The organism is Mesorhizobium sp. L2C066B000 (assembly GCF_000502335.1).
In the GTDB taxonomy this organism is placed as follows: domain Bacteria; phylum Pseudomonadota; class Alphaproteobacteria; order Rhizobiales; family Rhizobiaceae; genus Mesorhizobium.
Genome location: NZ_AYWZ01000019.1, coordinates 75572 through 95866, shown reverse-complemented (window position 1 = coordinate 95866; position 20295 = coordinate 75572). Strand labels below are relative to the sequence as shown.

Annotated in this window: 17 protein-coding genes; 11 read left to right on the top strand and 6 right to left on the bottom strand. The window is 63.5% G+C overall.

The features are described from left to right. A partial coding sequence (gene secG, locus X733_RS139415; RefSeq protein WP_023819953.1) for a preprotein translocase subunit SecG occupies positions 1-368 on the bottom strand: 368 nt, incomplete at its 3' end. A 195-nt stretch (positions 369-563) separates the two neighbouring features. Continuing rightward, positions 564-1334, bottom strand: a complete 771-nt coding sequence (tpiA, locus tag X733_RS139420; protein ID WP_023819952.1) for a triose-phosphate isomerase — start codon at positions 1332-1334, stop codon at positions 564-566. A 147-nt stretch (positions 1335-1481) separates the two neighbouring features. Between tpiA and X733_RS139425 the strand changes: the two genes are divergently transcribed. From X733_RS139425 to glp, 5 genes are all read left to right on the top strand, one after another. Beyond that, on the top strand, positions 1482-3377 hold the full coding sequence (locus X733_RS139425) for a peptidyl-prolyl cis-trans isomerase (RefSeq protein WP_023738725.1): 1896 nt from the start codon (positions 1482-1484) through the stop codon (positions 3375-3377). A gap of 31 nt (positions 3378-3408) precedes the next feature. Beyond that, positions 3409-4419, top strand: coding sequence for an anthranilate phosphoribosyltransferase (trpD, locus tag X733_RS139430; RefSeq protein ID WP_023819951.1), 1011 nt, complete (start codon positions 3409-3411; stop codon positions 4417-4419). A 3-nt stretch (positions 4420-4422) separates the two neighbouring features. Beyond that, positions 4423-5235 carry an indole-3-glycerol phosphate synthase TrpC gene (trpC, locus tag X733_RS139435; RefSeq protein WP_023688562.1) on the top strand — a complete coding sequence of 271 codons (813 nt, stop codon included), beginning with the start codon at positions 4423-4425 and terminating at the stop codon, positions 5233-5235. Between the two features lie 2 nt (positions 5236-5237). Further along, entirely contained in the window at positions 5238-5720 is a 483-nt protein-coding gene (moaC, locus tag X733_RS139440; RefSeq protein WP_023819950.1) for a cyclic pyranopterin monophosphate synthase MoaC, read from the top strand. An 85-nt stretch (positions 5721-5805) separates the two neighbouring features. Next, positions 5806-6999 carry a gephyrin-like molybdotransferase Glp gene (gene glp, locus X733_RS139445; protein WP_023819949.1) on the top strand — a complete coding sequence of 398 codons (1194 nt, stop codon included), beginning with the start codon at positions 5806-5808 and terminating at the stop codon, positions 6997-6999. 45 nt (positions 7000-7044) lie between these two features. On the opposite strand, the gene X733_RS139450 is transcribed toward glp, so the two are convergent. Then, the gene (locus tag X733_RS139450; RefSeq protein WP_023706240.1) at positions 7045-7875 is read right to left on the bottom strand and encodes an alpha/beta hydrolase; all 831 of its coding nucleotides are present in this window, start codon (positions 7873-7875) and stop codon (positions 7045-7047) included. Between the two features lie 166 nt (positions 7876-8041). On the opposite strand from X733_RS139450, the gene X733_RS139455 reads away from it, so the two are divergent. Together X733_RS139455 and kynA are read left to right on the top strand one after the other, a co-directional pair. After that, a complete protein-coding gene (locus X733_RS139455; RefSeq protein ID WP_023819948.1) occupies positions 8042-9667 on the top strand; it encodes an AMP-binding protein in 1626 nt (541 codons plus the stop codon). After that, complete coding sequence (kynA, locus tag X733_RS139460) at positions 9664-10500, top strand: tryptophan 2,3-dioxygenase (protein ID WP_031194025.1); 837 nt, start codon at positions 9664-9666, stop codon at positions 10498-10500. Before X733_RS139455 ends, kynA begins: the two co-directional genes overlap by 4 nt. Positions 10501-10606: 106 nt before the next feature. On the opposite strand, the gene kynU is transcribed toward kynA, so the two are convergent. Beyond that, on the bottom strand, positions 10607-11848 hold the full coding sequence (kynU, locus tag X733_RS139465; protein ID WP_196813778.1) for a kynureninase: 1242 nt from the start codon (positions 11846-11848) through the stop codon (positions 10607-10609). 169 nt (positions 11849-12017) lie between these two features. Between kynU and X733_RS139470 the strand changes: the two genes are divergently transcribed. Both X733_RS139470 and lexA read left to right on the top strand, forming a co-directional pair. Further along, positions 12018-12782, top strand: coding sequence for a GntR family transcriptional regulator (locus tag X733_RS139470; protein ID WP_023819946.1), 765 nt, complete (start codon positions 12018-12020; stop codon positions 12780-12782). A gap of 205 nt (positions 12783-12987) precedes the next feature. Continuing rightward, the gene (gene lexA, locus X733_RS139475; RefSeq protein WP_023715817.1) at positions 12988-13770 is read left to right on the top strand and encodes a transcriptional repressor LexA; all 783 of its coding nucleotides are present in this window, start codon (positions 12988-12990) and stop codon (positions 13768-13770) included. On the opposite strand, the gene X733_RS139480 is transcribed toward lexA, so the two are convergent. Together X733_RS139480 and arr are read right to left on the bottom strand one after the other, a co-directional pair. Further along, the gene (locus tag X733_RS139480; RefSeq protein WP_023734359.1) at positions 13764-16220 is read right to left on the bottom strand and encodes a ComEC/Rec2 family competence protein; all 2457 of its coding nucleotides are present in this window, start codon (positions 16218-16220) and stop codon (positions 13764-13766) included. The genes lexA and X733_RS139480 overlap by 7 nt on opposite strands. 112 nt (positions 16221-16332) lie before the next feature. Beyond that, positions 16333-16749, bottom strand: coding sequence for an NAD(+)--rifampin ADP-ribosyltransferase (gene arr, locus X733_RS139485; RefSeq protein WP_023696562.1), 417 nt, complete (start codon positions 16747-16749; stop codon positions 16333-16335). Between the two features lie 462 nt (positions 16750-17211). Between arr and gltX the strand changes: the two genes are divergently transcribed. Together gltX and gltA are read left to right on the top strand one after the other, a co-directional pair. After that, positions 17212-18636 carry a glutamate--tRNA ligase gene (gene gltX, locus X733_RS139490; RefSeq protein WP_023734358.1) on the top strand — a complete coding sequence of 475 codons (1425 nt, stop codon included), beginning with the start codon at positions 17212-17214 and terminating at the stop codon, positions 18634-18636. Positions 18637-18817: 181 nt separating this feature from the next. Beyond that, positions 18818-20149 (top strand): citrate synthase, encoded by a 1332-nt coding sequence (gene gltA / locus X733_RS139495; protein ID WP_023671037.1) that lies wholly within the window; start codon positions 18818-18820, stop codon positions 20147-20149. The last annotated feature ends 146 nt before the right edge of the window (positions 20150-20295 follow it).

Sequence of the window (20295 nt, the reverse complement as noted above, 5' to 3'; positions counted from 1 at the left end):
GGCGGCGTGGTGGCGGCGCCGTTGGCCGCGGGCGCGGCCGGTGCGGTGTTGCCCGAAGGCGGCGTCGGCGCCGTCGTGCCGGGCAACTGATTGAGCACGCCGTTGCCGCTGTCGGCCGGCACGCGATCGAGAATGTCGATCGGTTTTTCGCCATAGCGGGCAACGATAGAGAGTGTCAGCGACGTCACGAAGAAGGCCGCGGCCAGGATCGCCGTCGCCCGCGTCAGCGCATTGGCGGCGCCACGCGCGGTCATGAAACCGGAACCGCCGCCAATGCCGAGACCACCGCCTTCGGAGCGTTGCAGCAGCACCACGCCGACAAGGGCGAGCACGACCATGAGGTGGATGACGATCAGTACGGTTTCCATATTTTATCCTGGCAAGCCCTGCCGCTCCCTGGCGATCAGGGCCGGTGATTTGGAGGCGGCTCCATACAATGCTTTAACGGCATTTCCAAGCCCGTGGCCGGAATATGGGAAGCAATGCGCCCTTTGCAACGATTTCCGCCGAACTGCCGCGTTCATAAGTCGATGACGGAACTGTCGGCAACGAAATTCCGGGGCCTACGCGATATTCTGGTATGCCTCGGCGATGGCGAGAAAGTCGGATGCCTTCAAGCTGGCGCCGCCAACCAGCGCGCCGTCGACGTTTTTGACGCCCAGCAGTTCGACTGCGTTGGACGCCTTGACCGAGCCGCCATAGAGAATGCGCATCTTGCCGGCCACGACTGCGCCGAGCGCTTCCGCCAGTTTTTGGCGGATATGTGCGTGCGCCTCCGCCACGTCTTCGGCGGTCGGCGTCAGGCCGGTGCCGATAGCCCATACCGGCTCGTAGGCGATAACGGTGTTGGCGGGCGTTGCGCTCGGTGGCACCGAGCCGGCGACCTGGCGCGATAACACGTCGAGTGCTGTGCCCGCTTCGCGCTCGGCCTTGGTCTCGCCGATGCAGATGATGGCGACGAGCCCTGCCCGCCACGCCGCCGAGGCCTTGGCGAGGACGATGGCATCGTCCTCGCTGCGCTGTTCGCGGCACTCGGAATGGCCGACAATGACGTGGCTGGCGCCCGCATCCTTCAGCATCTCGGCTGAGACACAGCCGGTGAAGGCGCCGCTTTCCTTGATGTGGCAGTCCTCGCCACCGGCCCGCACCGGCGTGCGCGACAGGATTTCGACGGCGCGCGACAGCAAGGTCGCCGGCACGCAGACCAATGCTTCGGTCTCTGCGTCGAGCCCGCTCATGAAGCCGTTGCCGATCATCCTGAGCTCGTTCAGCGAAGCGCTGGTGCCGTTCATTTTCCAGTTGCCGGCAACGAGCGGTCGAATTCCTGGCGTCATGGGGATCTGGTTCTCCGGGCGACATTGGGGTCTCGCCCTCCCTATCAAAATCAGGCCACAAAGCAATCGACAGTGAGCCGGAAGGGCGCTATTGCGCTTGTTTCAGACTCGGGCGCACGCAAAACTGCGCAAAAATCGGAAGTAACAATGCTTGGTATATTGAGAAGCGCGGCAGGGACCTGGGTCGCGAAAGCCCTGCTGTCGCTGCTGGTGTTGAGTTTCCTTGCCTGGGGCGTCACCACGCGGATGACGGGCGGCTTCCTGGCTGGCCATCATGCGGTGATCACCGCCGGCAGCACCACCGTGTCGATCACCGAATACCGCCTCGCCTACGATCGCCAGATCGCCATGCTGCAACAGCAGATCGGCCAGCGCATCAGCCGCGACCAGGCCAAGGCCTATGGCATCGACAACCAGGTGCTGGCTCAGTTGGTGTCCGGCGCCGTCCTCGACGAACAGGCGCGCAAGCTCGGGCTTGGCTTCTCCAAGGACAGGCTGGCCGAACTGACGCGGCAGGAACCCGCCTTCCAGGGCCCGAATGGCCAGTTCGACCGCCGGCTGTTCGAATCCCGCCTGCGCGAACTGGGAATGCGGCCGGAGGATTATCTGAAGAACCGGGCTCAGGTGGCGGTGCGCCAGCAGATCGTCGAAGCGGTTTCGGACGGGCTCAAGGCTCCGGATACCTTCTTCAAGGCAGTTGCGCTCTATCGCGGCGAAGACCGCACCATCGACTATCTGATCTTGCCAAAGGCGTTGGTGGAGCCGATCGAGGCGCCATCCGACAGCGTGCTTCAGGCTTATTTCGAGGCCAACAAGAAAACCTACGCGGCGCCAGAATACCGCAAATTCTCCTATGTCCGGCTCGAGCCCGAAGACATCATGGATGTCAGCGCCGTAACGGACCAGCAGGTCAGCGACGACTACAACAAGAACAAGGGCCGCTACACCACGCCGGAAATGCGCACCATCGAACAGCTGGTGTTTCCTTCCGCGGACGCCGCCAAGGCGGCATCCGATTCGCTGAAGACGGGCGCCACTTTCGACAAGATCGTCACCGCGCAGGGCAAGACCCCGGCCGACACGCTGCTCGGCACGCTCTCCAAGGATAAGATCACCGACAAGGCGGTCGCCGATGCCGCATTCGCGCTTGCCGTCAACGAAGTCAGCCCGGTCGTCCAGGGCGCGTTCGGTCCGGTGCTTTTGCGCGTTACCGAGATCAAACCGGAAACGGTGAAGCCGCTGGCCGAAGTGTCAGACCAGATCCGCAAGGATCTGGCGCTTGGCGAAGCAAGCCGCATCCTGCTCGACGTGCACGACAATTACGAAGACACCCGCGCCGCCGGCAGCACGCTGGCCGAAGCCGCCGCCAAACTCAAGCTCAAGGACGTTACCGTCGAGGCCATAGACCGCACCGGCCTCAAGCCGGACGGCACCATCATCAAGGACCTGCCGGCATCGCCGGACCTCATCAAGGCGGTGTTCGAGGCCGAGCCCAACACCGAGAATCAAGCCCTGACCACCCCTAACAACGGCTTCGTGTTCTATGAACTGACATCGATCACGCCGGCTCGCGACCGCACGCTGGACGAAGTCCGCCAGCGCGTGGTGGCGGACTGGACGACAGAGGAAACGACCAAGCGGCTGACCGCGAAAGCAGACGAACTCGACAAGCGCCTCAAGGCTGGCACCACACTCGACGTCATCGCCGGCGAACTGAAGCTTGAAAAGCAGACCAAGCGCGGCGTGAAGCGCGAGGCCGACGATGTCGATTTCGGCAAGGAGGGTGCTGCTGCGATGTTCGGCGTCGGCGAAGGCGGCACCGGGCTGATCCCCTCGCCCACCGGCGACGGCCAGATCCTGTTCAAGGTCGCCGAAGTGTTCGAGCCGGCCGGAGCCGACGCCAGCTCGGTACCCGACGATGCGCAAAAATCCTTCACGCAAGGCATGTCCGACGATCTGCTCGACCAGTTGGTGGCGCAGTTGCAGACGCAGTACGCCGTCAGCGTCGACCAGGCCGCCGTTGCCCAAGCCCTCGCCCAATGAATGGCCCTAGCCCAATGAACGTCTTGGCCGAATGAGCGCCCTGAAGACCCATATCGCCAAGGTCGCCACGGGAACCGGGCTTACCTTCGAGGAAGCGCGCGAAGCTTTCGACATCATCATGTCTGGCGACGCGACGCCGGGCCAGATCGGCGGCTTCCTGATGGCCTTGCGTGTGCGCGGCGAGACGGTGAGCGAGATTTCCGGGGCCGTCGCCACCATGCGTGCCAAGATGCTGCGCGTCGAAGCTCCTGAGGGCGCAATCGACATCGTCGGCACCGGCGGCGACAATTCGCATTCAGTCAACATCTCGACCGCTTCGGCCTTCGTCATTGCTGGCTGCGGCGTGCCGGTCGCCAAGCACGGCAATCGGGGCCTGTCGTCGCTGACGGGCGCTGCCGATGTGCTGGTCGCGCTCGGCGTCAAGATCGATATCCCACCAGAGGTAATCGGCCGCTGCATCCAGGATGCCGGCGTCGGCTTCATGTTCGCACCTGCGCACCACCCGGCGATGAAGCATGTCGGCCCGACCCGCGTCGAGCTCGGCACGCGCACCATCTTCAACCTGCTCGGACCGCTGTCCAATCCGGCCGGCGTCAGCAGGCAGATGGTCGGCGTGTTCCTGCCGGAATGGATCGTGCCGGTGGCCGAGACATTGAAGGCGCTGGGCACCGAGCATGCCTGGGTCGTCCATGGCGACGGCTATGACGAGATCACTACCACCGGCGAGACTGTGGTTGCGGAACTGGCCGGTGGCGAGATCCGTCATTTCACGCTCACCCCGGAAGCGGTCGGCCTGCAGCGCCACAGCAAGGACGAGCTGCGCGGCGGCGATGCCGCCTACAATGCCAAGGCGTTGCGCGACATGCTGGGCGGTGCTGCCGGCGCCTATCGCGATACGGTGCTGATGAATGCCGGCGCCGGCATGGTGGTAGCCGGCAAGGCGACGACGCTTGCCGACGGCATGGCCGCGGCCACACAGGCCATCGACAGCGGCCGGGCGCTGGGCGTGCTCGACAGGCTGGTCGAGATTTCGAACGGATGAGCCGTGGCTGACATTCTGCGCAAGATCGAGGCCTACAAACGCGACGAGATCGCGGCGGCGAAGGCGCGGATACCGTTGGCCGAGATCAAGGCGCGAGCCAAGGATGCCGACGCACCGCGTGGCTTTCTGAGGGCGCTTGAGGCGAAGCGCAGATCGGGCAGCTTCGGCCTGATCGCCGAGATCAAAAAGGCAAGCCCTTCCAAAGGCTTGATCCGTGCCGATTTCGACCCGCCCGCACTGGCGCAGGCCTATGAGAAAGGCGGTGCCGCCTGTCTTTCGGTGCTGACCGATGCGCCATCCTTCCAGGGCGCGCCGGAATTTCTCACCAATGCACGCAAGGCAGTGTCCCTGCCCGCGCTGCGCAAGGATTTCCTGTTCGACCCTTACCAGGTCTACGAGGCTCGCGCATGGGGCGCCGATGCCATCCTGATCATCATGGCCAGCGTCGATGATGCCTTGGCGAGCGAATTGGAAGCGACCGCGTTCGAACTCGGCATGGACGCGCTGATCGAGGTGCATGACGAGGCCGAGACGCAGCGCGCGGTAAAACTCTCGTCGCAGCTGATCGGCATCAACAACCGCAATCTGAGAACATTCGAGACCAGCCTCGAGACCTCGGAACGGCTGGCGTCGATGGTGCCGGGCGGCCGATTGCTGGTCAGCGAGAGCGGCATTTTCACCCACGACGATTGCTTCAGGATGCAAAAGACCGGCATCAGCACCTTCCTCGTCGGCGAGAGCCTGATGCGGCAAGAGGATGTCGCTGCGGCAACGCGGCTGCTTTTGACAGGCAAGGCGAAGGCAGAGGCCATCTGAGGATGGCAGCCGCCCTCACCCATCTCGGCGCCAAGGGCGAGGCCAACATGGTCGATGTCGGCGACAAGGCGGAGACGACGCGCACGGCGGTCGCCGAGGGCTTTGTCTCGATGCGGGCCGAAACCCTGAAGATGATCCTCGACGGCGACGCCAAGAAGGGCGATGTGCTGGGTACCGCGCGCATTGCCGGCATCATGGCGGCCAAGAAGACGCATGAGCTGATTCCGCTCTGCCATCCGCTGCTTTTGACCAAGGTGTCGGTCGACATCGAACCGGACACCACGCTGCCCGGCCTCAGGGTCACCGCGCTTGCCCGCGTCACCGGCAAGACCGGGGTCGAGATGGAGGCGCTGACCGCGGCATCTGTCGCGTGCCTGACCATTTACGACATGGCCAAGGCGGTCGACCGCGCCATGGTGATTTCCGGTATAAAGCTGGTGGAAAAGACCGGCGGCAAGTCCGGCGACTACAAGGCGGGTTCGTAAATGGTGCTGGTTCCGGTCGCCGAGGCGCTTCAACGCCTCCTCGACGGCGCTGTGGCGTTGCCCGGTGAAAGCGTCGCGCTGGCGGATGCGGCCNGAGGCGCTTCAACGCCTCCTCGACGGCGCTGTGGCGTTGCCCGGTGAAAGCGTCGCGCTGGCGGATGCGGCCGGCCGGGTGCTGGTGGAGCCGGTCGTGGCGCTGCGTACCCAGCCGCCTTTCAATGCATCTGCCATGGACGGCTATGCCGCACGGGCGCAGGATGTGGCGTCCGCTCCGGCGCGGCTTTCGGTGATCGGCATGGCGCCCGCAGGGCGCCGCTTTGACGGCACAGTTGGTAAATCCGAGGCCGTGCGCGTCTTCACCGGCGCGCCGCTGCCTGAAGGCGCAGACACCATCGTCATCCAGGAAAATGTCCGCGATCTCGGCGGTAGCCGGATCGAGGTCACCGAACCGACGGCGAAGAACCGCAATATCCGCCGCCTTGGACTGGATTTTGCGCAAGGCGACGTGCTGCTGGAAAAAGGCCGCGTGCTCGATCCGGCTGCATTGTCGCTGGCGGCGTCGGCCAATCATTCCCGGCTGAACGTGGTGCAACGGCCGCTGGTCGCCATAATCGCCACCGGCGACGAATTGCTGCCACCGGGCAGCGAACCTGGCCCCGACCAGATCATCTCATCCAACGCCTATGGCGTCGCTGCTGTGGCGCAGTCGGTCGGCGCTCGCGCGCTCGATCTCGGTATAGCGGCCGATCGCAAGGAAGCGATCGCGGCGCTGGTGAAAAAGGCGGTCGATGCGAAAGCCGACGTCATCGTCACGCTCGGCGGCGCCTCGGTCGGCGACCATGATCTCGTCCATGACGTGCTGACCGGCGAAGGCATGAACCTCGACTTCTGGAAGCTCGCCATGCGCCCGGGCAAGCCGCTGATGTTCGGGCGGCTGGGCGATATCAGGTGCATCGGCCTGCCCGGCAATCCGGTGGCGAGCCTGGTCTGCTCGCAATTGTTCCTGAAGCCGCTGTTGGCGCAGCTCGGCGGCCGTCCCCACCGGCAGGACATCCGCCAGGCTGAGCTTGGCGCCGCGATGCCGGCCAATGATCTAAGGCAAGACTATGTGCGCGCCGTGGTCCGGGAAGAAGCCGGCGCATTGGTGGCGACGCCGTTCGGCATCCAGGATTCCTCGATGCTGAGAATGCTGGCCGACGCCAACGGCCTGATCGTGCGCGAGCCCTTCGCTCCGGCGGCAGAAGCAGGCGCCGCTTGCAGCGTTCTGATGTTGCGCTGAAGGTCGCGGATCCAAGCCGTTAATTCCAAGAGATAAGACTGGTTGTTACTCCGCCAGCAATGTCCGCGTCAGCGGATGTGTCGGATCGGCAAGCCCGTCGACGATGCTGAAATGATGCCGGTCCGGCTCGACCACTGTGCTGGTCGTGGCGCCGAGGCCGATCCAGATGTTGGCAAGCAGCGCATTCTGGCGCAGGAACTCCGCCCGCTCGCCGCCGCCGGCCCAGCAGGTGATGCGCGCGCCCTGCATGGGGCGCAGCAGAACCGGGCTTTCCGCCAGTGCTTCCGCTTCATCGATGGCCAGTGTCGCGTTCATCCCCGTCCGCATGATCGGCCGCAGATCATGAACCCCGGAGATCGAGACGACATTGCGTATGCGGCCGGCCACATCGGCGGCCAGAGGCGTCGTTGTCGTCACCATCCTGGAGGCGAGATGGCCGCCGGCGGAATGCCCGGTCAGGATCACCGGCCCGCCGACCATCGTCGCCGCCTTGCCGATCGCCGCCGCGATTTCCCTGACGATGCCGGAAATGCGTATGTCGGGACAAAGCGTGTAAGTCGGCATTGCCACGGCAAAGCCATTGGCAACCGCGCCGTTGGCCAGATGCGACCATGGCTTGTTGTCGAACGCCTTCCAGTAACCGCCATGGATGAAGACGACGAGCCCTTTGGGCATGACATCGGGAAGGAACAGATCGAGCCTGTTGCGCGGGCTGTCGCCATAGGCGATGTCGAGCTTGGCCCGACCGGACGCCGACATTGTGTCGCGAAAAGCCTGTGCCGGTGTGTCCCACGCGGCCGGCCAGCGATTGCTGCCGGCAATGTTGTCGCCGTTGGCGTAGGCATTGTCCCAATCGGCAACACGATGTTGGAGCATCTGCATCCCTCCCGGATGGCTTCAGTTCAGTCGACAGGAATGGCCGCCGAACAGGGCGGCGTCAATCCTGCGACCTAAAAACATTTTAGGCTTGAAACAAATTTCGACTGGTGCGATCCTGCGCCTTGTTCAGCCGTGGGCGCGAGGCAGACAGGGGCAGTCGAAAATGCTTGGGCCATCAGCGCATATCGACACATTCACGCGCGACAACCTGCCGCCGCCGGAGCAATGGCCGGAGTTTTTGCTCGACGGCTTCGACTATCCCGACCACATAAATGCCGGCGTCGAATTGACCGACAGGCTGGTCGAAAAAGGGTTCGGCGACCACACCGCGCTGATCGGCAATGGCCGCCGCCGCACCTACAAGGAACTGTCCGACTGGACCAACAGGCTCGCCCATGCCCTGGTCGAGAATTATGGCGTCAAGCCGGGCAACCGGGTGCTGATCCGCTCGGCCAACAACCCGGCCATGGTCGCCTGCTGGCTGGCCGCCACCAAGGTTGGCGCGGTGGTCGTCAACACCATGCCGATGCTGCGCGCCGGCGAACTCGCCAAGATCGTCGACAAGGCGGAAATCACGGTTGCGCTTTGCGATACAAGGCTGATGGACGAGATGACCGCCTGCGCCAAGGGCAATGCGTATCTCAAGCAGGTCATTGGCTTCGACGGCACGGCCAACCATGACGCGGAACTCGACCGAGCCGCCCTCGACAAGCCGGTCACCTTCACTGCCGTCAACACCGGCCGCGACGATGTCGCGCTGCTCGGCTTCACCTCCGGCACCACCGGCGTGCCGAAGGCGACGATGCATTTCCACCGCGACCTGCTGATCGTCGCCGACGCCTATGCCCGCGAAATCCTGGAGGTGACGCCCGACGACATCTTCGTCGGCTCCCCGCCCCTTGCCTTTACCTTCGGTCTTGGCGGGCTCGCCATCTTCCCGCTGCGCTTCGGCGCCGCGGCGACGCTGCTGGAACAGGCGACGCCGCCCAACATGATCCACATCATCGAGACTTACAAAGCGACCATTTCCTTCACCGCGCCGACAGCCTATCGCGCCATGCTCAAGGCCATGGATGAAGGCGCTGACCTTTCCTCGCTGCGCGTCGCGGTTTCGGCGGGCGAGACGCTGCCGGCGCCTGTCTTCGAGGAATGGACTGAGAAGACCGGCAAGCCGATCCTCGATGGGATCGGCGCCACCGAGATGCTGCATATCTTCATCTCCAACCGCTTCGACGACATGAAGCCGGCCTCCACCGGCAAACCCGTCGGCGGCTATCAGGCACGCATCGTCGATGACGAGATGCGGGAGTTGCCGCGCGGCTCTACTGGCCGGCTGGCGGTGCGCGGCCCGACCGGCTGCCGCTACATGGCCGATGCCAGGCAAAAGGACTATGTCCGCGATGGCTGGAACCTCACCGGCGATACGTTCACGCAGGACGAGGATGGCTTCTTCCACTTCGCCGCGCGTTCCGACGACATGATCGTCAGCGCCGGCTACAACATCGCCGGCCCCGAGGTCGAAGCGGCGCTGCTCTCGCATCCCGACGTCGCCGAATGCGCGGTGACCGGCGCCGAGGACCGCGAGCGCGGCCAGATCGTCGAGGCGCATATCGTGCTTGTGCAAGGTGTTTCGCCGGACGCATTGACCGTCAAACGCCTGCAGGACCACGTCAAGGCAACGATCGCGCCCTACAAATATCCGCGTTCGGTGAAGTTCATCGACGCCTTGCCCAAAACCCAGACCGGCAAGATCCAGCGCTTCCGGTTGCGCGCGGAGAAGAGCAATTGAGCCAGCCGCACGATCCGGCGTCCGATGGCGCGCAGATGTCTTTCAAGGAGCGGATGTCCTACAGCGACTATCTGCAGCTGGACAAGGTGCTCGATGCGCAGGCGCCGCTGTCTTCTGCCCATGACGAGATGCTGTTCATCATCCAGCATCAGACATCGGAATTGTGGATGAAGCTCGCTTTACACGAGATCGGCGCCGCGATCCGCTCTATCCGCGCCGACCGCCTCGAACCGAGCTTCAAGATGCTGTCTCGCGTCGCGCGAATCTTCGAGCAGCTCAACAATGCCTGGGACGTGCTGCGCACGATGACGCCCAGCGAATACACCGAGTTTCGCGACGCGCTCGGCCAATCCTCGGGCTTCCAGTCCTGGCAGTACCGCGCCATCGAGTTCATGGCCGGCAACCGCAACCTAGCCATGCTCGGGCCGCACAAGCACCGGCGCGATCTTACGGACAGGCTGGAAGCGATCCTGGCCACGCCGTCGCTGTACGACGAGGCGCTTCTGCTTTTGGCGCGCAATGGCTTCGACATCGGCGCCGATGCCGGGCGCACGGACTGGCGCGAGACGCGCGGTGAGAACGAAGACGTGCTGGCTGCTTGGCAAACCGTCTACCGCGACCCGCAGCGCTACTGGATGCTCTACGAACTGGCCGAGAAGCTGGTCGACTTCGAGGATTACTTCCGCCGCTGGCGCTTCAACCACGTCACAACGGTCGAACGCATCATCGGCTTGAAGCGCGGCACCGGCGGCACCTCAGGCGCCTCCTATCTGAAGAAGATGCTGGAGGTCGTGCTGTTTCCGGAGCTCTGGACGGTCCGCACCCGGCTCTAGAGCATTTCACCGTTTAACGTAAACGGCGAAATGCTCTAGCTCTTTGATTTGACGCAATTGCGGACGGAAAACCGCTTCACACTTTTCCTGAAATTGCTCTGGTTTCTCACGTAACCGCGGTCTTCACCGCGAAGCGGGCGTCCTGCCAGGCGCCGGTGCGCAGAATATCCTCCAGGACTTCGACCGCCTGCCAGACATCGCCATATCCGACATAGAGCGGCGTGAAGCCGAAACGGATGGTCGACGGCGCCCGGAAATCGCCGATCACGCCGCGCTCGATCAGCGCGCGCATCACCTGATAGCCATGCGGATGGAGGAACGACACCTGGCTGCCGCGCTGGCTGCCGTCGCGAGGACTTTCCAGTTCAAGCCCGTAGGCGCCGCATCTGGCTTCGACGAGCTGGATAAACAGGTCGGTCAGCGCGATACTTTTTCTGCGCACCGCCGCCATGTCGACGTCGTTCCAGATATCGAGCGCGCCTTTGAGCGCCCGCATCGACAGCACCGGCTGCGTTCCGCACAGGAAGCGGCGGATCCCGCTGCCAACGGCAAAGCCCTGCTCGAAGGCAAACGGCCGCGCATGGCCCCACCAGCCGCTGAGCGGCTGGCTGATATCTCCATGGTGGCGCTCGGCCGCGTAGATGAAGGCCGGCGAGCCCGGGCCGCCATTGAGGTATTTGTAGGTGCAGCCGACAGCGAAATCGGCATTGGCACGGTCGAGTTCGACCGGCAAGGCACCGGCGGTGTGGCAGAGATCCCAGATGATCAGCGCGCCGGCGTCATGTGCCTTGCGCGTCAGCGCCGCCATGTCGCGCAACTGGCCGGATTTGTAGTTGACATGGTTGACTAGGATGACGGCAACGCTGTCGTCGATCAGGTCCTCGATTGCGGCCGCGTCGACGCCCTCCAGCCGCAGCCGCGTTCCCGGCCGGGTCGAGGCGACGCCTTCGGCCATGTAGAGGTCGGTCGGGAAACTGTCGCCCTCGGCAACGATGACCGACCGATCCGGCCGCATGCCGAGCGCTGCGTGCAGCAGCTTGTAGATGTTGATAGAGGTTGTGTCGCAGACCACCGTCTGCCCATCAGCCGCGCCGATCAGTCGCCCGAGCTGATCTCCGAGTTCCACCGGCATGTTGAACCAGCCGGCGGTGTTCCAGGCGCGAATGAGGTCGTGCGCCCATTCCTGCGTGGCGGCCTGCTGCAGTTCGCTGAAGACGACCGCTGACGCGGCGCCCAGGGAATTGCCGTCGAGATAAATCACGCCTTGCGGCAAGACAAAGCGTTCGCGCATGGAGCGCAGCGGATCGGCGGCATCCATTGCTTCGATTGCAGCGAGATCGGGTGTCATCATGATCCGGCGCCCCTCCATGGACAAACGCGCGCGGCGGAGCCTGCCCGCCCAAACATGCCGTCGACTTTGAGTGGTCGCCCTTGAACTGTCAACATTATATATAATTCACCCATTGAAAGGCTTTGATATATAATGCTCAGCCGAGCGTTTTGTCTGATGGATCACGATGCTGGATGACGAGCAGACCTCGAAGACGGAAGTGGCCTATCGCCTGCTCAGGCGCGATATTCTTGCGACCCGGCTGGCGCCTGCCGCGCCGTTGAAGCTGAGCACGCTGCGCAACACCTACGGCATCGGCTGGACGCCGTTGCGCGAGGCGCTGTCGCGGCTGGAGGCGGAACGGCTTGTGACCGCCATCAGCAACCGCGGGTTTGCGGTCGCTCCCGTCTCTCGGGCGGAGCTCGAGGATTTGGCGCGTGCGCGGCTCGTGGTCGAACTGCCCCTGCTGGTGGAATCGGTCGAGAAGGGCGACCGCGAGTGGGAAGACGCGGTCGTTGCCGCCCACTATCGTCTCTCACGGTGCGGGTCTGTTCTCGACGATCCATCGGATGATGCGGTCGACGCGTGGTACGAAAAACACGATGCCTTCCATGCGGCGCTGCTCAGTGCCGCGACATCCAGCTGGCTGCTGCGCTTCAATGCAACGATTTCCGACCAATTGCATCGCCATCACCGCTTTCTGGGTCTGGCCCCCACGCTGCGCGCCGCCGCCGGCCGCACGGATGGGCACCGGAAGGCCGTGGCGGCCCTGCGCGACGCCGTGGCGATCGAACACCATACCGCCCTGATGGAAGCGGCCCTCGATCGCGACGTCGAACGTGCGAAAACTCTGATGACCGCTCACATCGGCTCCACGCTGCAGGTCTATGCCCAGAGCGAACCCGGCGCGGATGCTGCGCAGCCCCGTCCGAAAGGGAAGCGGCGATCGTAACCGACGACGCAGGGCACTTTGTCTTCGTTTCACCCCGTTGCTGGCAACTGGGCGCAGGCGGCGCTCGCAGCGCCGAACGTTACGCTGAACATAACGTCAACACATTCATTAAACTTTAAAAGGTTGCGGAACACAACTGGAACAGATAGTGTTTGTTCTGGGTTTGTTTTTTCCGATTCTGGTTTCAGAACCCTTGGGGGCCGCGATGCTGACGCGCAAACAACATGAGCTTCTGATGTTCATCCATGAACGCCTGAAGGAGAGCGGAATCCCGCCGTCCTTCGACGAGATGAAGGAAGCGCTCGACCTCGCCTCCAAGTCCGGCATCCACCGACTGATCACAGCGCTTGAGGAGCGCGGTTTCATTCGCCGGCTGCCGAACCGGGCGCGCGCGCTGGAAGTGCTGCGGCTACCCGACTCGATCGCACCAGGCCTCAACGCGGCGAGGAAGTTTTCGCCGAGCGTCATTCAGGGCAGTCTTGGTCAAGCCGGCCAAGGGCAAGGCGGCCAGGGACAAGGCGGGATGGGCCAAGGCGGTCTCGGCCGCCAGATCAAGCCGGGCTCGCCGTCGCGTTCGATGTCTGCCGGCAATGACGATGCCGTTTCCTCGATTTCAATCCCGGTGATGGGACGCATCGCCGCCGGCGTGCCGATCGACGCCATCCAGCATCAGACCCATTCGATCTCGGTGCCGCCCGACATGATCATGGGCGGCGAACACTACGCGCTCGAGGTCAAGGGCGATTCGATGATCGAGGCCGGCATTTTCGATGGCGACACGGTCATCATCCGCAATGCCGACACAGCCAGCCCCGGCGAGATCGTGGTGGCGCTGGTCGACGATGAGGAAGCGACCCTGAAACGCTTCCGCCGCAAGGGCGCCTCGATCGCCCTGGAAGCCGCCAACCCGGCCTACGAGACCCGCATTTTTGGACCGGACAGGGTGAAGGTGCAGGGCAAGCTTGTCGGATTGATCCGGCGCTACTGAGCCGGCTTGGGTTTGTACTTTTCACGCTGGTTGTAAGGCGGCAGGCCGCGCGCTTCGCGGGAGAAGCGGCGCTGCTCGTGCCAGGGGCGATACGGCTTGTCGACGGCGAAGCGGATGGTTGGCGCTGCAGCTGCCGATTGCGGATCGAAGAAGACGGCGGCGCTGCCGTCGCGGGCCAGCTGTTTCTTCGTCACGACCAGCACCAGCGGGTCGCGGCACGGATTGTAGGCCGTGGCGTCATCGATGACGATCAGGCTAGCGAAGGCACAGGCCGGCCGCGCCGTCTTGCGGTCTTTGGCAAGGGCTACAATGGCTCCGGAAGGGTGTCGGGCGATACAGAGATCGCCCATGCAATAGAAGGGCGACCCGGGCGGCAGATCGAGCGGATCGAGATCGAACCGCGTATCTGTTGCCTCGAAAATCTCGGGCGGGATAATGGTTTCGGCCCGCAGCGCCCGTTTCCAATTGTCCGTGGTGAATTCGTTGGAGCCTTCGCGGTTGAGGGCGAGTTCGCCGCCACCGATCGGCATGGCCACCAGATGCGCATCCTCGGATATGAGCACGTCGGGCGTAAGCACCTGCGGCACCGTCAACAGGCCGGCCAGCGCGAAAGGCACGGCCGCCAGCCTGAGCCAGGTGGTGGCCATGGTGGCGATGACGAGGGCGACCGCCACCAACAGCACCGAGCGGATGGAGATCAGCCCGACGGCGTCGACCGGCGAGCGCTCGGAAATCCAGGCCGATATAGCGATCATCGCCATCAGACCCTTGCCCATCACATAGAGGAACGGCCCGTCGGCGCCGAACGGCATCGCCAGTGCGCTGAGCACGGCAAAGGGCATGACGATCAACGAAACAATCGGCATCACGGCCAGATTGGCGATCAGGCTGAGCGGCGACACACGCTGAAAATGCCAAATGGCGAACAGCAAGGTTGCACTGCCGGCGATGATCGAGGTCATGGCGAGGCCGCCCATGGCCAGCGCGAATTTTCGCGACAGGAAGCCGACGAAGGAGCGCTTTGCCGGCGGCGTTCTCACCTTGTCGGCGCGGTAATCGGCCCAGCCGGCATAGGCGCCGACAAGGGCGGCGGTGGCGGCAAACGACATCTGGAAGCTGGGACCGACCACCTCGTGCGGCGACACCAGGATGACGGCAATGGCGGAGATCGCCAGATTGCGCATGGTGAGTGCGGCGCGATCAAACAGCACGGCGACAAGCATGACCGCCAGCATGATGAAGCTGCGCTCGGCGGCAACCACGACGCCTGAAATAACGAGATAGGCGGCGATCGAGACAAGCGCTGCCGCGGCCGCATATTTCTTCACCGGCCGGCGCGATGAGAAATCGGGAAACAGCGCAAAGGCGCCACGCAGCAACGCCATGATGGTGCCGGCAACCAGCGCCATGTGCAGGCCGGAGATGGAGATGATGTGGTAGATGCCGGTGCGCCGCATCGCTTCGTTGACCTCGTCCGGGATGCCGGCGCGCACCCCGACAATCAACGCCGCGGCAATCTCGCCTTCGGCGCCGCCGATCTTGCCCCTGATATGGTCGGCAATGTTTTCGCGCGCGTTCTCGATTGCCGAGGAGAGCCGCGCGGCCAGCGGCGGCGGTCCCTGCGTAGCAATGGTTTTCGGATTGCCGAGAAAGAAGCCGCTGCCGCCGATACCGGTGAAATAGCTGTCGAAGGAGAAATCGTAGCTCTCCGGCCGCACCGGACCGGTCGGCGGCAACAGCCTGGCATAGCCGGTGATCAGGGAGCCGGCGGTCATATCGGCGGGAACGGTCCGCGCCGAGAGCCTGACCCGCTTCGGGGCGTAGCGCAACTCGGGGTAAGCGGTCGAAACCACGTCAAGCGTCAGCCTGATGCGCCCGCTCTCCATCTGTTCGAGACTGACGACGCGGCCGGTCAGCCGTGTCTGGATCTCGGAGCCGAGCATCTGCGTTCCGGCGCGCCAGGTCTCGACCTTGGCGGCGACGACGCCGAGCGCGCACAGCATCGCGGCCATGCAGAACAGATGCGTCCTCGGCCGAGGTCGCGTGGCGACAGCGCAACATGTCGCCAGCACCACAATGGCGATTGGCTGCGCAAAGCCGGGCTCGCCGGCCAGCGAGAAATAAATGATGACGCCGGCCGCCAGGAAAACCGGCACCAGCAGGAAGGCGACGCCCCGGTCGAGCTCCGTGTTGGCGGCCGCGGCAAGGCTGCGGCGGAGCGCGGGCCATGACGGACGGCGAAGCCGTCTGCGCAGGCGGGCGATAGATCCGGGCGCTGTGACTTGCGCCGGCAAGGCGTGACCGGGCAGCGCAGGCGCGACGCCGGGATGCGGCTCAGGCAGCGCGAGGGGCAGCGGCTCGGCATAGGGACTATCGGCAAACAGCGAGCGTTCGCTGACGCTTGCCTCGGCGCCTTCGCCTTCCTTCGTGCCCCGGCCACGTCCAGCCATCGGGTCTGCCCCTTGCGCCCCAGACCTCCTATGCTACATGAACGCGCAAAGCGCGAAAGTCCGTGCGGTCGCGTCCACCGCGCCGGAATTGACCATCACTCGCCAAGGACGCTCAATCCTCAATCATATCCCGGCCCTCCGCCCTCAGGCGAGCAAGCCCATCGTGCATTGCCTTCAATTGTTCGGGTGTATGACCCTGCCATTCAGCGAGCTCCCCCAGGATGAGTAACGGATCACGGGAGCGGTAGGATTTCGTCGGATTACCGGGAAATTTTTTATCGGTCAGGTTAGGGTCATCCATGAAAAACCCCGTCGGCTTTACGATGTAAATCCTTTGACGACCGTCACCCGTTGCAAGCTCTGCTCCCCAGATGGCGGCTTCCAGTGTCTGGGTGAAATAGATCCATGACAGTGGTTTACCTCTGAAATTGGAAGGGTGGCCGACGCTCAGCAGATCCCCGGGTTTCAAATCCGCCCGGGTGCCATGGTAGAACGGATCACCCTCCGTATGGTCAGCGTTTCTGGTCATCGGTAGTCCTTCTTTCAATCATGCTTCCTTAGTGGCGAGACCGGACTGCACACAGTTGCGGTGTTCACGATAATGATTGCAGAAAGGTCAATATGCGTGACCAAGCCAACGCTGTCACGGCGGCTTTGTAGTCGGGCAGTGCCGCCTCCGTGAAGAAATGTCCGCTCGTCAGAGGAGACTACCACCGTCGCAGCGATGTTCCAGGCACTGTGACGGACGCTGCAGCCGAATGAAACCCAGACATTGACGCTGCTGCCAAATGAGGTTGCGCGGAGGTGCGAACAGATTTTGTGCTACAAGGCTCCGGCGCCCGTTGACGCAACCGATAATTGGCGACGTGCCCCGGCCTCATCCAGCCATCGGGTCTGCCCCTTGCGCCCCAGACCTCCTATGCTACATGAACGCGCAAAGCGCGAAAGCCCGCGCGATCACGCCCCGCTTTCCAAGGTTCCCGAGAGTTCCATGTCCTACACGGTCGTCACCCGTTTTGCCCCCTCGCCCACCGGCTATCTGCATATAGGCGGCGCGCGCACCGCACTGTTCAACTGGCTGTACGCCAAGCACACCGGCGGCACGATGGTGCTGCGCATCGAGGACACCGACCGCGAACGCTTCAACGAGGCGGCGACACAGGCCATTCTGGATGGGCTGACCTGGCTCGGCCTTTCCTGGGACGGTGAGGCCATATCGCAGTTCGAGCGCGCGCCACGCCACCGTGAGGTGGCCGAGGAGCTGGTGCGCCTGGGCAAGGCCTATTACAGCTACGAGACCCCTGCCGAGCTCGAGGCGATGCGCGAGGCCGCACGCGCCAAGGGCTTGCCGCCGCGCTACAATGGCGCGTGGCGCGATCGTGCCCCCTCGGAGGCGCCTCCCGGCGTCAAGGGCGCCATCCGCATCAAGGCGCCGACCGAGGGCGAAACCGTGGTGCACGACCGTGTGCAGGGCGAGGTGCGCTTCCCCAACAAGGACCTCGACGATTTCATCATCCTGCGCTCGGACGGCAATCCGACCTACATGCATGCCGTCGTCGTCGACGACCATGACATGGGCGTCACCCACATCATCCGTGGCGACGACCATCTGACCAACGCCGCGCGCCAGACGGTGATCTACAACGCGATGGGCTGGGACGTCCCGTCGATGTCGCATATCCCGCTGATCCACGGCGCCGACGGCGCCAAGCTGTCGAAGCGGCACGGCGCACTCGGTGTCGAGGCTTATCGCGCCATGGGCTATCTGCCCGAGGCACTGCTCAACTATCTGGCGCGGCTCGGCTGGAGCCATGGCGACGACGAGATCATGTCGATCAAGGACATGATTTCGTGGTTCGACATCGGCGATGTCAACAAGGGTGCGGCGCGTTTCGACTTCGCCAAGCTCGAGTCAATCAACGGCGCGCATATGCGCAAGATGGCCGATACCGAGCTGTTCGACATTTTCGTCGCCACTCTGCCATACCTCGAAGGCGGATCTGCTATCGCCGCCCGTCTCGACGACGCCAGGAAGGCGCAGCTGCTGGCCGCCTTGCCGGGCCTGAAAGAGCGCGCCAAGACGCTGGTGGAACTGGCCGATGGCGCGGCCTTCCTGTTCGTCGAGCGGCCGCTGCCGATCGACGAGAAGGCGGCAGCACTGCTCAGTGCCGACGCGCGCGCGATCCTGCGCGGCGCACATGCCGCTTTGCAGACTGTTTCGGGCGATTGGTCGGCTGCCGCGGCTGAAGCCGCAGTGCGCGAGTTCGCAGCGGCCGGCGGCCACAAGCTCGGCGCCGTGGCCCAACCGCTCCGGGCGGCCCTTACCGGCCGTAGCACCTCGCCCGGCGTGTTCGACGTGCTTGCCGTGCTTGGCCGCGAGGAAAGCCTGGCGCGGATTGCGGATCAAATCGATTAGGAGCGAGCTGGCCCAAAAAGATTGGCATTGAAAGGCGGGTTTCGCAGTGCAACATTAGGCCTTGGCCCAATCAGGCACGCACCTCCCAAAATGCGGTGGCGAGTTCGCGCATTCCGGTGATTTCGACGTGTCGTTTGCAGGAATTGCCTTGCCGGCATGAGGAACATGAAGGAGTTTGAGAATGAGCGAAGCTGCGACGAGACTGGAAACCGGCAGCAAGACGACGCACCCGTCGACTGCCACGCTCGAACTGGCCGGCAAGACGCATGAATTCAAGGTGCGAAGCGGGTCGGTCGGGCCCGACGTCATCGACATCGGTGCGCTCTACAACACCACCGGCGCCTTCACCTACGATCCCGGCTTCACTTCGACGGCGAGCTGCGAGTCGGCGATAACCTTCATCGACGGCGATGCCGGCATCCTGCTTCACCGCGGCTATCCCATCGACCAGCTGGCCGAGCATGGCGACTTCCTCGAAGTCTGCTACCTCCTGCTCTACGGCGAACTGCCGACCAAGGCACAGAAGGACGATTTCGACTACCGGGTGACGCGCCACACCATGGTGCACGAGCAGATGTCGCGCTTCTTCACCGGCTTCCGCCGCGACGCGCATCCGATGGCTGTGATGTGCGGCGTGGTCGGCGCGCTGTCGGCCTTCTATCACGACTCCACCGACATTTCGGACCCGTATCAGCGCATGGTCGCCTCGATGCGGCTGATCGCCAAGATGCCGACGATTGCGGCCATGGCCTACAAATACCATATCGGCCAGCCCTTCATTTACCCGAAGAACGAGCTGAACTTCGCCGCCAACTTCCTGCATATGTGCTTTGCGGTTCCGTGCGAGGAATACAAGATCAATCCGGTGCTGGCGCGCGCCATGGAGCGGATCTTCATCCTGCATGCCGACCACGAGCAGAACGCCTCGACCTCGACCGTGCGGCTTGCAGGCTCGTCGGGCGCCAATCCGTTCGCCTGCATCGCCGCCGGCATCGCCTGCCTGTGGGGCCCGGCGCATGGCGGCGCCAATGAGGCGGCGCTCAACATGTTGGGAGAAATCGGCCATGTCGACCACATCCCGGAATTCATCGCCCGCGCCAAGGACAAGAACGATCCGTTCCGGCTGATGGGCTTCGGCCATCGCGTCTACAAGAACTACGATCCTCGTGCGAAAATCATGCAGAAGACGGCGCATGAGGTACTCGGCGAACTCGGCATCAAGGACGATCCGCTACTCGACATCGCCATGGAGCTGGAAAAGATCGCGCTGACCGATTCCTACTTCATCGAAAAGAAGCTCTATCCGAACGTCGATTTCTATTCCGGCATCACGCTGAAGGCGCTGGGCTTCCCCACCACCATGTTCACCGTGCTGTTCGCGGTCGCCCGCACCGTCGGCTGGATCGCGCAGTGGAAGGAAATGATCGAGGACCCGCACCAGAAGATCGGCCGCCCGCGCCAGCTCTATACCGGCGCCCCGGAACGCGACTACGTGCCGATTGCGAAAAGGTGAAAGAGAGTGAATGGTGAATGGTAAGTAGTGAATAGCATGTAGTAAGTAGCAGGTAGTAAGTAGCAGCTTGATTATAGCGAGAGCGCATTAATCACTATTCACTATTCACTATTCACTATTCGCTATTCACTATTCGCTATTCACTA

Coding starts and splice junctions, on each gene's coding strand:
- tpiA (WP_023819952.1), bottom strand. CDS start 1,334: ATGACGCCAGGAATTCGACCGCTCGTTGCCGGCAACTGGAAAATGAAC.
- X733_RS139425 (WP_023738725.1), top strand. CDS start 1,482: ATGCTTGGTATATTGAGAAGCGCGGCAGGGACCTGGGTCGCGAAAGCC.
- trpD (WP_023819951.1), top strand. CDS start 3,409: ATGAGCGCCCTGAAGACCCATATCGCCAAGGTCGCCACGGGAACCGGG.
- moaC (WP_023819950.1), top strand. CDS start 5,238: ATGGCAGCCGCCCTCACCCATCTCGGCGCCAAGGGCGAGGCCAACATG.
- X733_RS139450 (WP_023706240.1), bottom strand. CDS start 7,875: ATGCTCCAACATCGTGTTGCCGATTGGGACAATGCCTACGCCAACGGC.
- X733_RS139455 (WP_023819948.1), top strand. CDS start 8,042: ATGCTTGGGCCATCAGCGCATATCGACACATTCACGCGCGACAACCTG.
- kynU (WP_196813778.1), bottom strand. CDS start 11,848: ATGACACCCGATCTCGCTGCAATCGAAGCAATGGATGCCGCCGATCCG.
- X733_RS139470 (WP_023819946.1), top strand. CDS start 12,018: ATGCTGGATGACGAGCAGACCTCGAAGACGGAAGTGGCCTATCGCCTG.
- lexA (WP_023715817.1), top strand. CDS start 12,988: ATGCTGACGCGCAAACAACATGAGCTTCTGATGTTCATCCATGAACGC.
- X733_RS139480 (WP_023734359.1), bottom strand. CDS start 16,220: ATGGCTGGACGTGGCCGGGGCACGAAGGAAGGCGAAGGCGCCGAGGCA.
- arr (WP_023696562.1), bottom strand. CDS start 16,749: ATGACCAGAAACGCTGACCATACGGAGGGTGATCCGTTCTACCATGGC.
- gltX (WP_023734358.1), top strand. CDS start 17,212: ATGTCCTACACGGTCGTCACCCGTTTTGCCCCCTCGCCCACCGGCTAT.
- gltA (WP_023671037.1), top strand. CDS start 18,818: ATGAGCGAAGCTGCGACGAGACTGGAAACCGGCAGCAAGACGACGCAC.